Source organism: Brevundimonas diminuta 3F5N, assembly GCF_900163625.1.
In the GTDB taxonomy this organism is placed as follows: Bacteria; Pseudomonadota; Alphaproteobacteria; order Caulobacterales; family Caulobacteraceae; genus Brevundimonas; species Brevundimonas diminuta_A.
On sequence record NZ_FUIE01000005.1, the window covers coordinates 1 to 13420 of the forward strand.

Annotated in this window: 15 protein-coding genes; 3 read left to right on the forward strand and 12 right to left on the reverse strand. The window is 67.3% G+C overall.

Features of this window, described 5'->3' with window-relative positions:
- Nucleotides 1-253 precede the first annotated feature (253 nt).
- The 8 genes from FM111_RS00415 to FM111_RS00450 all read right to left on the reverse strand — a co-directional run bounded on the left by FM111_RS00415 (nucleotide 254) and on the right by FM111_RS00450 (nucleotide 7815).
- Nucleotides 254-2050 (reverse strand): DUF885 domain-containing protein, encoded by a 1797-nt coding sequence (locus FM111_RS00415; RefSeq protein WP_087138772.1) that lies wholly within the window; start codon nucleotides 2048-2050, stop codon nucleotides 254-256.
- Nucleotides 2051-2144: 94 nt separating this feature from the next.
- On the reverse strand, nucleotides 2145-3980 hold the full coding sequence (locus FM111_RS00420; protein WP_087138773.1) for a DUF885 domain-containing protein: 1836 nt from the start codon (nucleotides 3978-3980) through the stop codon (nucleotides 2145-2147).
- A gap of 113 nt (nucleotides 3981-4093) precedes the next feature.
- Nucleotides 4094-4321, reverse strand: a complete 228-nt coding sequence (locus FM111_RS00425) for a hypothetical protein (RefSeq protein WP_024354558.1) — start codon at nucleotides 4319-4321, stop codon at nucleotides 4094-4096.
- A 5-nt stretch (nucleotides 4322-4326) separates the two neighbouring features.
- Nucleotides 4327-5160 carry an S-formylglutathione hydrolase gene (fghA, locus tag FM111_RS00430; RefSeq protein ID WP_087138774.1) on the reverse strand — a complete coding sequence of 278 codons (834 nt, stop codon included), beginning with the start codon at nucleotides 5158-5160 and terminating at the stop codon, nucleotides 4327-4329.
- 16 nt (nucleotides 5161-5176) lie between these two features.
- The gene (locus FM111_RS00435) at nucleotides 5177-5731 is read right to left on the reverse strand and encodes a hypothetical protein (RefSeq protein ID WP_087138775.1); all 555 of its coding nucleotides are present in this window, start codon (nucleotides 5729-5731) and stop codon (nucleotides 5177-5179) included.
- A gap of 8 nt (nucleotides 5732-5739) precedes the next feature.
- Nucleotides 5740-6126, reverse strand: a complete 387-nt coding sequence (locus FM111_RS00440) for a VOC family protein (RefSeq protein ID WP_087138776.1) — start codon at nucleotides 6124-6126, stop codon at nucleotides 5740-5742.
- A 103-nt stretch (nucleotides 6127-6229) separates the two neighbouring features.
- Entirely contained in the window at nucleotides 6230-6694 is a 465-nt protein-coding gene (locus tag FM111_RS00445; RefSeq protein WP_087138777.1) for a GFA family protein, read from the reverse strand.
- A gap of 14 nt (nucleotides 6695-6708) precedes the next feature.
- Entirely contained in the window at nucleotides 6709-7815 is a 1107-nt protein-coding gene (locus FM111_RS00450) for an S-(hydroxymethyl)glutathione dehydrogenase/class III alcohol dehydrogenase (protein ID WP_087138778.1), read from the reverse strand.
- A 173-nt stretch (nucleotides 7816-7988) separates the two neighbouring features.
- Here FM111_RS00450 and FM111_RS00455 point away from each other — a divergent pair, with 173 nt between their 5' ends.
- Together FM111_RS00455 and FM111_RS00460 are read left to right on the forward strand one after the other, a co-directional pair.
- On the forward strand, nucleotides 7989-8876 hold the full coding sequence (locus tag FM111_RS00455; protein WP_087138779.1) for a LysR family transcriptional regulator: 888 nt from the start codon (nucleotides 7989-7991) through the stop codon (nucleotides 8874-8876).
- Nucleotides 8873-9574 carry an NAD-dependent deacylase gene (locus FM111_RS00460; protein ID WP_087138780.1) on the forward strand — a complete coding sequence of 234 codons (702 nt, stop codon included), beginning with the start codon at nucleotides 8873-8875 and terminating at the stop codon, nucleotides 9572-9574. The genes FM111_RS00455 and FM111_RS00460 overlap by 4 nt, the downstream gene beginning before the upstream one ends.
- On the opposite strand, the gene FM111_RS00465 is transcribed toward FM111_RS00460, so the two are convergent.
- From FM111_RS00465 to FM111_RS00475, 3 genes are read right to left on the reverse strand one after another with little or no spacing between them, the layout of a single operon-like run.
- A complete protein-coding gene (locus FM111_RS00465) occupies nucleotides 9571-9894 on the reverse strand; it encodes a YnfA family protein (RefSeq protein WP_087138781.1) in 324 nt (107 codons plus the stop codon). The two genes, FM111_RS00460 and FM111_RS00465, sit on opposite strands and share 4 nt — an antisense overlap.
- Complete coding sequence (locus FM111_RS00470; RefSeq protein ID WP_087138782.1) at nucleotides 9891-10676, reverse strand: RNA methyltransferase; 786 nt, start codon at nucleotides 10674-10676, stop codon at nucleotides 9891-9893. The genes FM111_RS00465 and FM111_RS00470 overlap by 4 nt, the downstream gene beginning before the upstream one ends.
- Before the next feature lie 39 nt (nucleotides 10677-10715).
- Nucleotides 10716-11747, reverse strand: a complete 1032-nt coding sequence (locus tag FM111_RS00475; RefSeq protein ID WP_087138783.1) for a S1/P1 Nuclease — start codon at nucleotides 11745-11747, stop codon at nucleotides 10716-10718.
- Between the two features lie 394 nt (nucleotides 11748-12141).
- On the opposite strand from FM111_RS00475, the gene FM111_RS00480 reads away from it, so the two are divergent.
- Complete coding sequence (locus FM111_RS00480) at nucleotides 12142-12705, forward strand: 3D domain-containing protein (RefSeq protein WP_087138784.1); 564 nt, start codon at nucleotides 12142-12144, stop codon at nucleotides 12703-12705.
- A 229-nt stretch (nucleotides 12706-12934) separates the two neighbouring features.
- Here FM111_RS00480 and FM111_RS00485 read toward each other — a convergent pair whose 3' ends face one another.
- A complete protein-coding gene (locus FM111_RS00485) occupies nucleotides 12935-13255 on the reverse strand; it encodes an Mpo1-like protein (RefSeq protein WP_087138785.1) in 321 nt (106 codons plus the stop codon).
- Nucleotides 13256-13420 lie beyond the last annotated feature (165 nt).

The window sequence follows — 13420 nt, forward strand, 5'->3', positions numbered from 1 at the left end:
TCGTAAAAACTTGAACCGGCCGCTTTAAAACCCGCTCATCCCGGCGGACGCCGGGCCCCAGTCCTTTGGCTTCAAGAGCGGTCGGATAAACGGTCCAGCCTAAGTATGGCGCACTCACTGGGTCCCGGCGTCCGCCGGGATGAGCGGTAGAAACGTCGCGAGCCGCCATCACACTCAACAGGCTCTCGGACATGAAAACGGCCCGGGCGCGCGAACGTCCGGGCCGTCATTCGTTTCAGGCTTCAGTCACGCCTCAGGCGCGCATCCGCCCTTCCAGCACCGCCAGCGGCAAGGAGCCGCTGCCTAGCACCTTGTCGTGGAAGGCGCGCAGGTCGAAGCCCGGCTTGGCCTCGGCTTCCTTGCGCAGACGGGCGATGACCGTGTGGCCGACCTTGTAGGCGCAGGCCTGACCCGGCCAGACCGAGTAGCGGTTGATCTCGCTGTTAGAGGCGTCCAGCGGCTTGGCGCCCGAGGCCGCCATGTAGTCGACCGCCTGTTCGCGGCTCCAGCGTTCGGAGTGGATGCCGGTGTCGACCACCAGGCGCACGGCCCGGAACAGATAGGACATCAGGAAGCCCACCCGGCCCAGCGGATCGGTGGCGTAGGCGTCCAGATCGTCCGCCGCGACCGCCTCGGCGTACAGCGCCCAGCCTTCATTATAGGCCGAGAAGCCGCCCGCGCGGCGCCATTGCGGCAGTTCGCCCGACTCGCGCTGCAGCGCCACCTGCAGGTGGTGGCCCGGCGAGGCCTCGTGATAGGTCAGGGTCGGCAGGGCGAACTTCGGCCAGTTCCCGCTGTCGCGCAGGTTGATGTAGTAGGCGCCCGGACGCGAGCCATCCAGCGGCGGTCCCTGATAATAGCCGCCCGGCGCGCCCGACTGGATCGACACCGGCACGCGGCGAACCTCGACATGGGTCTTGGGCAGGCGGCCGAAGACGGCGGGCAGCTTCGGCTCCAGCGCGGCGACCTGTTCGTTCAGCCAGGCCAGCAGCTCTGCCTTGCCCGCGTCCGTGTTGGGGAACAACTGGGCGGGGTCCTTGTTCAGGGCCTGAACGCGTTCGCCCACCGTGCCCTGGGTATAGCCCTGCGACTTCAGGATACCGTCGATCTCGGCGGTGATCTCGGCCACCTGCTCGCGGCCCATGGCGTGGATTTCCTTGGCCGAGAGCGTGGTCGTCGTGTTCGACTTCAGCCCGGCGGCGTAGAAGGCCTCGCCGTCCGGCAAGCGCCACACGCCCGCATCGTGCACAGCGTCGGGGCGGATCTTCTCCAGCGCCTCGATCTGGCGCGCCAGGGCGGGCTTGATCTTCTGATCGACCAGGGCGACGGCGCGCGCGTCATACCCCGACAGATTCAGCGCCCCGGCTTTGCGAGCCAGGGACTTGATCATGGACATGTCGGCGGCCGATGTATCGCGCAGGGTGCGGATCTGCGGCAGCATGCGGTCGATGATGAAGTCCGGCGGAATAACGCCCTGACCGGCGTCCTCGCGGATCTTGGCCGTCTCGCCGTCCAGCACGCCGGCGAAGGCGTCCAGACGCGACAGGAAGGCGTCGGCGCCCGCCGCATCCTCGATGCGGTGCTGGTTATCCATGAAGTCGGGCGTCGAGAAATAGCCGCCCGACAGCTGGGTCACGACATAGGGGGACGGGCGGCCCGGCCCGGCGCCGTAGGCGAAGCGCGCCGTCTCGGCCGAGGTCTGACGCCCGAAGGAAGCGATGGCGTAGTTCAGCGCCCCGGCCTCGGACAGGCCGGTCTGGTCGAAGGCGCGCAGTTCGGCCCAGCGGCTGACCGCCTTGTCGCGATCCTTGCGGATGGCGTCCGGCCCGGCTTCGCTCAGCTTCGACGACAGACCCGCACGGGCGCCCTTGTCCAGGCCCAGGTTGGTGGCGCGCTCGGGCGACTCGTCGATGTCGGCCTCGAACCAGCCGTCCAGCAAGGCGTTCAGGCGCGTATCGGCATCGGTGACAGCGGCGGCGGCTTGCGCCAGCGAAGGCGCGGCGACGGCGGTCGCGGCGGCGGTCAGAAGAAGGCGGCGGCGGTCGATCATTCGGATATTCCCCCAACGGAGCCGCGCCGCGCCGGACGCCGCTCCCAAAGCATGCTGAAATGACGGACCGGCGCGTCCGTATGAGATCAAGCCGTCAGGCCGGGGTCCAGGCGTTCATGGTCCGCTCCAGAACCGTCAGCGGCACCCCGCCCAGGTTCAGGCCCGTGTCATGGAAGCCCTTGATGTCGAAGCGCGATCCCAGGCGGCGCTTGGCGTCTTCACGCAGCTTGACCCAGGTGGTGTGGCCGACCTTGTAGCTGGACGCCTGGCCCGGCCAGACGCAGTAGCGTTCGACCTCGGTGGCGATGCTGGATTCCTGATCGCCCAAGGTGTCGACCATGTAGCGGATGCCCTGTTCGCGGCTCCAGCGCTTGTGGTGCAGACCAGAGTCCACGACCAGGCGCGCCGCGCGGAACATCAGCGACTGCAGATAGCCGATCTGACCGAAGGGGTCGTTCTCATAGGCGCCGATCTCGTCCGCCAGCTGCTCCGAATACAGGCCCCAGCCCTCGGAATAGGCCGAGAAGCCCATGACCTTCATCAGCAGCGGGGTGTCCGGCTTCTCCTGCTGCAGGGCGATCTGGAAGTGATGGCCCGGCACAGCCTCGTGATAGGTCAGGGTCGGCAGGGTCCATTTGGGCCATTCCGCCGTGTCGCGCAGATTGATGTAATAGGCGCCCGGTCGCGACCCATCCAGAGCCGGCGACTGATAGTAGCCGCCGGGCGCACCGGCCTCGATGGCGGCCGGCACGCGCTTGATGTCGCACGGCGACTTGGGCAGGCGGCCGAAATATTCCGGCATGCGCGCCTGCATGGCGACCATCTGGACGTTCAGCTCCTTGATCAGCTCGTCCTTGGCTTCGTCCGTGTTCGGATAGACAAAGCGGGGATCCTTGCCCAGCGCCGCGATCCGCTCGCCGACCGAGCCCTGCGTCAGCCCCTGCGCCTTCAGCAGAGCGTCAGCGCGCGCGGAAATCTCCGCCACCTGCTCCAGCCCCATCTGATGCACCTCGTCCGGGGTCATCGAGGAGGTGGTGTAGTACTGCAGCCCGAAGCGATAGTAGTCCTCGCCCTGCGGCAGGCGCCACACGCCGCCGTCATGGGTCGCGCCGGAACGCACGGCCTTGAAGGCGTCGGCCTGGCGCTGGATGGCCGGATAGACCTCATTGGTCAGGATGGCCTGGGCCCGCGCGGCCCAGTCGCCGGAAATGTCCTTCTCGGCCGTGCGGCGCGCCAGCGACTGGGCCATGACCGACTCGGCGACGGCCGTGCCGGTGATGGCGCCCATCTGGGTCAGGGTGCGGTCGATGACAAAGTCCGGCGGCACGGCCCCGGCGGCGAAGTCCGCCTGCATCCGCGCCCGCTCGGCGTCCATGCCCTTGGCGAACTCGGACAGGCGCGACAGATAGGCCTCGGCGTCGTCGGCCGTCTCGATCCGGTGCTGGCTGTCCAGGAAGTCCGGGATCTGCTGATAGGCCCCGCCCAGCTGGCTGACGGTGTAGGGCGATGGCGAGAAGCCGCCGCCGTAAGGGAAGCCGTAGCCCGTCATCACCGTGTCGCCGAAGAATTCCAGCGTGTCGTAATAGATCTGATCCGCGGCGTTCAGTTGCCCCCGATCGATGGCCTTCACCGCCTTCATGCCGTCGGTGAACTTGGCCTTGTCCGCATCGATCTTGGCCTGGGAGCGATCACTCAGCTTGAATCGGGCGTCGGCCTTCGGTCCCCGGTCCATGCCCAGCATGGTCAGCAGTTCCGGGTCCGACAGCAGCATCTCATCAGCGATGCGGTCCAGCAGGGCATGGAACGCCGTCGTTGCGGCGTTCGGGGCGGCTTGCGTCAAAGCTGTTGAGGCCAAGGCGCGAACCGGGCCGACGGCGGCCAGCGCCCCCCCGGCAGCGACCGACATCAGCAGGCGGCGGCGATCCATCATGAGCTTTCCTCCCAAAAGCGATGGGCCGGGATGCTAGCGAAGCGATGGCCGCCCGCAAGACTTCATCGTCGCCTTGCGGATTAAGTCTGCGTCATTCGTCGTCCAGCGCATTCTCAGCGCTTCACATGGGCCTTGATGCAGTCGCGTACGGCGCGCTTCAGATCGCCCGGCGCGTTCGGCTCGTCCACGCCCTCGGCGGCGAAGACGGCGCGCATGGCGGCGTCCAGCCCCTTGGGCAGGGCGGCGATCACCTTCTTCTGTCCTTTTTCATGCAGGCAGAAGCCGACCTGGTTGCACAGGTCCGCGAACATGGAATCGAAATCGGGGGCGGCGTCGGTCATCACACTCAGGCTTTCAGCCGCTTGGCGTGGAAGGCCACATGGTCGTCCACAAAGCTGGCCATGAAGAAGTAGGAGTGGTCATAGCCCGGCTGCATGCGCAGGGTCAGCCCCTGTCCGGCCTTTTCCGCCGCCGCCTTCAGCAGTTCCGGCTTCAGCTGATCAGTCAGAAAGAAATCAGCGTCGCCCTGATCCACCAGAATGTCGTCGTAGACGCCTTTCGCCGCTCCGCCCTCGATCAGCAGGGCCGCGTCATGCTTGGTCCATTCCGCCCGGTCCTCACCCAGATAGGCGGTGAAGGCCTTTTCGCCCCAGGGACAGCGCGTCGGCGAGCAGATCGGCGCAAAGGCCGACACCGACCGGAACAGTTCGGGATGACGCAGCGCCAGCGTCAACGCCCCGTGCCCGCCCATCGAATGGCCGAAGATCGAGCGCGTCTTCGTCGTCGGGAATGCGCTGTCGATCAGATCGATCAGCTCGCCCGTGACATAGCTCTCCATGCGGAAATGCGGCGCCCACGGCGCCTCGGTCGCATCAACATAGAAGCCCGCGCCCTGCCCCAGATCATAGGCGGCGGCGTCAGCCACCGCTTCCCCGCGCGGACTGGTGTCGGGCGCGACGATGATGACGCCGTGCGCGGCGGCGGCCTTATAGGCTCCAGCCTTGGTGGTGAAGTTGTCCTCGGTGCAGGTCAGGCCCGACAGCCAGATCAGGACCGGAAACGGCCCCTCCCCCGCAGGAACAAAGACCGACAAGGTCATGGGCGTGCCCGTCGTCGCGCTGTCGTGCTTCAGATAGCGCAGCGTCCCGCCGTGAACGACGTGGCTCTTGACCGTTTCCATCAACTCAAACTCCAGATCAGTCCGGCCAGACCCTGGCCATCAGGGCGTCATCGAGAACGCCGCCGTCTTCAGAGAAATGCGCGTACCAGTCGCGCGGGATCGGAGCGACCGCGCCTTCGGGCTGGGCGCCTCCGCCCCAGGCCTCGAACTGCAGCCCGACCAGGATCGGCGCCTGCCGCACCGACGGCGCCGGAACCGCTCCGGCGGCGGCGGTCAGCGCCTCGACGACCTCCGGCTTCATCGCCGGCTCGCCTGTGACGATCCAGGCCCTGGACCGCTCGCCCGGCTTGACCATCAGCAACATCATGCCGGCCGCGCCATCTTGCGTCGGCTGGGCCTTGGCGGCGGCGGCGACCGCCTCATCCACCGCGGTCAGATAGGGCGACAGATCGGCGATCTCGACCCGCTCCTTCATCACCCGGTCCGGCAGATACAGCACCACCTTCTTGCGGACCCAGGCCTGCGCCGACGCCTCGGCGGGTGCGTCGCTCCCGCCCGGACTGCAGGCGGCGAGCGCCCCGACGGCCAGAACGGCCAGGATCGACGCAATCGCCGCCTTCGCCTTCATCATCTCAATCCTCAGCCCGGCCGGTGAACGGCGCAGATCTTGTTGCCAGACGGATCGCGCAGATAGGCCAGGTGCATGGGGCCAAAGGGCGAATTACGCGGCCCGGCCGGATCTTCGATCGCCACGCCGCCCGCCGCAACCCCGGCCTCGGCGAAGGCGATGACCGCCTCAGGGGTGCTGGCGAAAAAGCCGATGGTGCCGCCGTTGGCGTGACAGGCGGCCTGACCGTCGCGCGGCTTGACCACGCCCAGCATCCCGCGCGGCGTCATATACCAGACGCCCGGCATGGGTACGTCGCTCAACGTGCCCGGTTGGTGGCCCAAGGCCCCCAGAACCGCGTCATAGAATTTGCGCGACGCCTCGACGTCGTTGGCTCCAAGCGTGACGTGAGTGAACATGTTGATCCTCCCAGATCCGCCCGGACGGTTCGCCGGGCGCGGCAAGCTAAGCCGGCAAGGTTTCCTTTGGCAACGAACTTTGCTGCACCTGCTCAGTGCGACCTCAGTCGGGACGCGCGCCTTCACGGGCGTAGGCGCCCATCAGAACGCCATAGTCCTCAGGCGGCGGAAACTCGGGATAGCCGACCCTGGCCCCCGACTGCACGCCCGGCAGGCGTTGCGTCGTCCAGGTGTCGGCATAGGGAACGACCCACGCCCCATCGTCCAGCAGGCTGGGCCTCAGATTGACGAACTGCCCCCCGGCGATGCCGCGCGTGAACAGCCAGGTCTTGCACGACGGACAGAAGTGATGCTCCGGCACGGGGTTGTGCAGGCCGCCGATCTCCGTCTCGCCCTCGACCGTCAGCCCCTCGCTGGGCAGCATCAGACTCAGCGAATAGGCGCCGCCCGTCAGCTTCTGACAGGCGCGGCAATGGCAGGCCGCGGCGAAGACCGGAGCCTGGGCGACACGAACTCTCACCTGCCCGCAGAGGCAGGCCCCCGTCCACGGCAGTTTCCAGTCGCCCATGGCTGAACCCTCTCTTAGAAGACGATGACCGAACGGATGCTCTTGCCTTCATGCATCAGATCAAAGGCCTCGTTAATCCGCTCCAGCGGCAGGGTATGCGTGATCATCGGGTCGATCTCGATCTTGCCGTCCATATACCAGTCGACGATCTTGGGCGTGTCGGTGCGGCCGCGCGCGCCGCCGAAGGCCGAGCCCTTCCAGACGCGACCGGTGACCAGTTGGAACGGACGGGTCGAGATTTCCTTGCCGGCCTCGGCCACGCCGATGACGACGCTCTCGCCCCAGCCGCGGTGGCAGGCTTCCAGCGCCTGACGCATGACCACGGTGTTGCCGGTGCAGTCGAAGGTGTAGTCGGCGCCGCCGCCGGTCATCTCGACCAGATGGGCCACCACGTCCGACACGTCCTTCGGATTGACGAAGTGGGTCATGCCGAAGCGACGGCCCCACTCCTCCTTGTCGCCGTTGATGTCGACGCCGATGATCATGTCGGCCCCGACCATCTTCAGCCCCTGAATGACGTTCAGGCCGATGCCGCCCAGACCGAAGACCACGGCGTTGGCGCCCGGCTCGACCTTGGCCGTGTTGACCACCGCGCCCACGCCCGTCGTCACGCCGCAGCCGACGTAGCAGGCCTTGTCGAAGGGGGCGTCCTTGCGGATCTTCGCCACCGCGATCTCGGGCAGGACCGTGTAGTTCGAGAAGGTCGAGCAGCCCATGTAGTGGGCGATCGCCTGCCCCTTGTAGGAAAAGCGGCTGGTGCCGTCGGGCATCAGCCCCTTGCCCTGCGTGCCCCGGATCGAGGTGCACAGATTGGTCTTGCGGCTCAGGCACGACTTACACTGGCGGCATTCCGGCGTGTACAGCGGGATCACGTGGTCGCCGACCTCAAGGCTGGTCACGCCCGGCCCGACTTCCACCACCACGCCTGCGCCTTCGTGGCCCAGGATCGAGGGGAAGATGCCCTCGCTGTCCAACCCGTCCAGCGTATAGGCGTCGGTGTGGCACACGCCCGTGGCCTTGATCTCGATCAGCACCTCGCCAAAGCGCGGGCCTTCCAGATCAACCTCGACGATTTCGAGCGGACGTTTGGCTTCGAACGCGACGGCGGCGCGGGTTTTCATGATGCAGGTCCTTCGGACGTCCCTATCGCTCGCGACGCGGTCGCTCGCTGCTTCGGGGACATGAGGTGGGCGGGTGATTTGGCGACCTTACTACGCCCGATGCGGCTGGGTCGAAACGGCGACAACCGCAAAACATTATTGCTGTTGAGCAATAATCCTGATCCAACGTCCCCATGAGCCGTTGGGACGGGATCGACGAATTCACCGCTGTCGCCGAACAGGCCAGCTTCTCGGCCGCCGCCCGGCGCCTGGGCCTGTCAACCTCCGCCGTCAGCCGCGAGATCGCCCGGCTGGAGGACCGCCTTCAAACGCGCCTGCTCCACCGCACCACCCGCCGGGTCGAACTGACCGACGCAGGCCGTGACTTCCTGTCCCGCTGCCGCCGCCTGATCGACGAGCGCGACGAGGCCCTGGCCGCCGTCCAGCCCGATGACCAGGCCCCGCGCGGCCTGCTGCGCATGACCTGCTCCGTCTCCTATGGCGAGCGTTTCATCGCACCCGCCGTCAACGCCTTCGCGCGCCAGAACCCGGAGCTGAGGATCGAGCTCGACCTCGACAACCGCCTGCGCGATCTGGTCGGCGACGGCTATGATCTGGCGGTGCGGTTCGGCCACCTGACCGACTCCCGCCTGATGGCGCGGCGACTGGCGTCGCGGCGGCTGATACTGTGCGCCAGCCCCGACTATCTGGCCCGTCGCGGCGCCCCGCGCGACCTGTCCGAGATCGCCAGCCACGACGGCCTGATCGGCTCAGCCGAGCACTGGCGCTTCACCGAGGCCGGACGCGAGACCACCTTGCGCCCCACCGGCCGCTGGCGCTGCAACTCCGGCGCGGCCGTGCTGGACGCCGCGCTGCAAGGCCTCGGCCTGTGCCAACTGCCCGACTTCTACGTCGCCGAAGCCCTGGCCTCGGGCGCGCTCGTCTCCCTGCTGGACGAGGCCCGCCCGCCCGACGAAGGCGTCTGGGCCGTCCATCCCCACCCACGCCACGTCCCGCCCAAGGTCCGCGCCATGATCGACTGGCTGCACGACCGCCTGTCCGCACCAAGGAGCCTCGCATGAACCTCGTCATCCTGACCGGCGCCGGCGTCTCGGCCGAGAGCGGCGTGCCCACCTTCCGAGCTTCGGATGGCCTGTGGGAGGGGCATCGCGTCGAGGCCGTCGCCACGCCCGAGGGCTTCGCCTCTGACCCCGCCCTTGTGCAGGACTTCTACAACCAGCGCCGCCGCCAGTTGGCCACCGTCCACCCCAACGCCGCGCACCGGGCGCTGGCCGATCTGGCGGCGCGGTGGACGGACGACTTCCTGCTAGTGACGCAGAACGTCGATGACCTGCACGACCGGGCCCATGCGGACACGCCGCCTGCGCCACGCTTCGAACTGATCCACATGCACGGCGAGCTGAAGAAGGCGCGCTGCACCGCCTCGGGCGTCGTCTGCGACTGGCATGATGATCTGGAGCCCGCCCACGCCTCGCCCCATCACCCGCGCGGAACCTTGCGCCCGCACATTGTCTGGTTCGGCGAAATCCCCCTGGAGATGGAGCGGATCGAGCGGGCGCTGGCGCGATGCGACCTGTTCGTCTCCATCGGCACCTCGGGCGCAGTCTATCCGGCGGCGGGCTTCGTCCAACTGGCGCGCATGACCGGGGCGCGGACGGTGGAGATCAATCTGGAGCCGACGCAGGGCGCGGGCCTGTTCGACGAAGGCGTCTACGGCCCCGCCACCGAAGCCGTGCCCGCCTTCTTCGGCGCGCTCTAGCCCCTCGGCCCGAACAGGATGATCGCCGCGCCGATCAGACAGACCGCGCCGCCGATGACATCCCAGCGGTCCGGCGACGTCTTCTCGACCAGCGCCATCCACGCCAGCGACGCCACGATATAGACCCCGCCATAGGCCGCGAACGCCCGCCCCGCCGTCTCGGCCGGAACCAGCGTCAACAGCCACGCAAAGGCGATCAGACTGAGCACGCCCGGCGCCAGCCACCACGGCGAGCGATCCAGCTTCAGCCAGGCCCAGAAGGCGAAACAGCCGCCGATCTCGGCGAGGGCGGCCAGGGGATAGACGAGGGCGAGTTTCACTCCCCCTTCTTCGCCGCCTCAGCCCGTTCCGCCGCCAGCTTGGCCAGCACGCGTCCCCGCCCCTTGGCCAGGGCGTGGATGGCGCCGCGCATGGTGGCGACCTCCTGCTCGGTGAAGGCGGCGCGGCCCAGCATGACGCGCAGGTTCTGGCTCATCGAGCGCTTCTTCTCGGGCGGATAGAAGAAGCCGCCGTTGTCCAGCTCCGCCTCCAGATGCTCGTACATCCCCAACAGCAGGTCGTTCGAGGCGGGCGGCTCGCCCTCGCGGAAGCGCGGCGGCGGGGCGTCCAGGATCAGGGTGCGCCACTCATAGGCGTTGATCGCCACCGCCTGCGCCAGGTTCAGCGAGTGGTGCTTGGGGTCGATCGGAATGGTGGTGATCCCGGCGCACAGGGCGATGTCGCCGGTCTCCAACCCCGCGCGTTCACCCCCGAACAACAGGCCCGTCTTCAGCCCCGACGCCGTGTCGTCATACAGGATGCGGGCGCTCTCACGCGGGGTGCGGACCGGCTGGCGCGTCTCGCGCGGACGGGCGGTGGTGGCGAAGACGGTGTGCAGATCGGCGACGGCCTCGGCAACGCTGTCGAACACCTTCACCCCGTCCAGCACCCAGTCGGCGCCGGACGCCGTGGCCCAGGCGCGCTCCTGCGGCCAGCCGTCTCGCGGGCTGACCAGCCGCAGTTCGGACAGGCCGAAATTGGCCATGACGCGGGCGACCGCGCCGATGTTGTCGGCCATCTGGGACTTGTCGAGGACGACGACGGGAGGGGTGATTTCAGTCATCCGCCTCCCCTACCCCCGCGCGCCGCCCAGCGAAAGACGTCAGTCCTCGCCGACCATCGAGGTCCACGGGTCGACCCGGCCCGCCTCGACCTCTGCGACCTTGACCGCGGGCCAGCCGATGTTGCTGTTCGCCGAGGTCCGCCAGGCGGCCGACACGAAGTCGCGCAGCTCCGACGCCCCGGCCGCCAGACGTTCATTGACGAAGACCGCGCCGCGCGGGTCCGTGTCCCTGAACGCCCCGGCCTTCTCCATCCGATAGAAGGGGATCACCGTCGTCAGGGTGGCGTTCAGGTGCGAGGCCGTGCGTCCCCGCAGGTCGAAGCCCTCGATATTCATGGGAACCATGGCCGCCTCGACCGCGTCCAGACGCAGGGTCCGGCTGGTGAAGGCGCCCTCGAAATCGCCGTGGGTGCGGCGCGACTTGGTGAAGCCCTCGGGATTGGTCTCGCCCGCCCAGCCGTTGAAGTGGATGGTCGTGTGGTGCGGCTGGGACGCATCGCCGACGAAGTGGCTCAGCACCCCGATGTCACGCAGGATCAACTGCTCACGGCGTTCGCGGTCGGCGCGGTACCAGGCCTGCTTGGCCAGATCCGGCTCGCGCGCCTCGGCGGCGGTCAGCACGCGCCAATAGGCGAAGTCGCGCTCCAGGTTCTGCCAGGCGTCCATGATGGCGTAGGGTAGATAGCCCGCCTTATCCACGTCCAGACCCGCGCGGATCAGGGCGGCGTCATATTCCGATTTCAGGCGCGGAAGATCGGCCATCGTCATGCCGCGCGCGTCCATCACCCGGCCCTGATCGTCCATATCAACAAAGTGTGCGGTGTCGCGCTCACGGTCGTGCGGCTGGCCCGCGCCCTTCCAGCGATCAGGCTCGCGCGAATATTCGCCGACATCGGCGGCGGCGCCGGCCGTACGCAGGAAGGCGGGCAGGTCGCCCGGCAGAGCCCGCATGGCCGCCACGCCGATCACCCGGTGACCCGAACTGCCCCAGGCCTCGACCTGAACAGCGGGCGCCGCGACCAGCATCAGGGCGGCGGCGGAAATCATCAGGCGTTTGACTTGTCGGTTCATGGAACGGCGCCGTTGGAAATTTCAGAAGGGGAAACGACGGCTTATCCCATTCCTGCGCCCGTCTCTACCCGACGATCACGTCAGCCATAACGGCGATCACGCCGCCGTTATCTTTGCGCCATTGCCAGCTTTTCTTGCCAATAAAGTGTTAGCGTGCACGATCAAGTCGTTAACGATGGAGACAGTCGCGACAGTATAGAACTTAAAATCACTCAATACTGATATTCTATAGTCACAATATTCTAGTTGCGACGGTCGATAGACTGGCCCCATTTGCGCCTTATCCACTACCGATACAGCGACTGATCTTATCCGCCGCAATTGCGCCGCAATTCACCGTCAGAAACCGCCCTGCCGGAGCGTGTCGGGACCGGTGCTGCATGAAGTTTGATCGATGTTGAGCACGGCCGCCGCGCTTGCCATGTTGTGGACCATGGCCTTCTCCGGGTCCGGAGAGCCTGTCCCTTACGAAACGGCCGTCGCCCGCGACGCCGCCATCGTAGAAGCCGCCGCGACGGCCCCTGGTTCCATCGATTCCGCCGAAACGGCGGACCTGTCGGCTGAACAGCTTGAGCTGATGGCCGGCGATCCCGACTGGCGCGCCTCGGCCCGCCTCTATCACGCAGGCGGCGGCGGAGCGACCGGCAACGATTCTCTGGGTTGCCGCCCGATTCCGATGCGCACGGTCGCGGTCGACCCGCGCGTCATCCCGCGTCGCACCAAGCTGTTCATCCGCGAGACGGTCGGCCTGCAGATGGCCGACGGCACGGTGCACGACGGCTACTGGTACGCGTCCGACACCGGCGGCGCGATCAAGGGCGCCAAGATCGACCTGTACACCGGCCACGGCCGCGCCTCGATGCGCCCGGCCATGAGCCTGAACATGAAGACCCTGACCATCGCCGACGCGGGCGATTTCGACGGCTGCCCCCCGGCGTGGGAAACGGCCTCGAACTAAGGCTTTTCAGCCTGACGACAAAAAGGGCGGCCGGATCGAACCGGCCGCCCTTTTTCGTTCTCCTCCCTACGTAGTGGGGAGGTGGATCGGCGGCGGAGCCGCCGAGACGGAGGGGCTGCTTGGTTCCGCGCCCTAAAGCCTAACCGCCCTGGCCCTCCACCGCTTGGCTGCTCCGCGCCGCCCTTCGGGTCGCGGTCCCCCTCCCCATTTCATGGGGAGGAAAACAGTGTCAGAACTTCCGCTTGCCGCGGACCGTCTCGAAGAACAGGCGGAAGTCGCCCATCAGGCTCCACAGCGGATATTTGAACGTCGCGGGCCGGTTCTTCTCGAAGAAGAAATGCCCCACCCAGGCGAAGCCGTAGCCGACCAGCGGCATGGCCAGCAGCCACCAGGCGTTCAAGGTGAAGCAGAAGGCCAGAAAGGCCGCGATCACCAGCCCCGTCCCGACCACGTGGATGCGGCGGCACGTCCGGTTGGAGTGCTCATGGATGTAATAGGGGTAGAAGGCCTCGAACGAGGCATACCGCCCTTGGGGTTGCTCGATGCTCATGGCCCCAGCCTGCCCCCGGATCGCACCGGGGGCAAGTCGCTCGCCTCGACCACACTGCTCATCCCCGCGGAGGCGGGGACCCAGTAAGGGCTTCACGCTCATGATCCGCATGTGTCCGCGCGCTTCCGGCCAAAGCACTGGGTCCCCGCCTCCGCGGGGATGAGC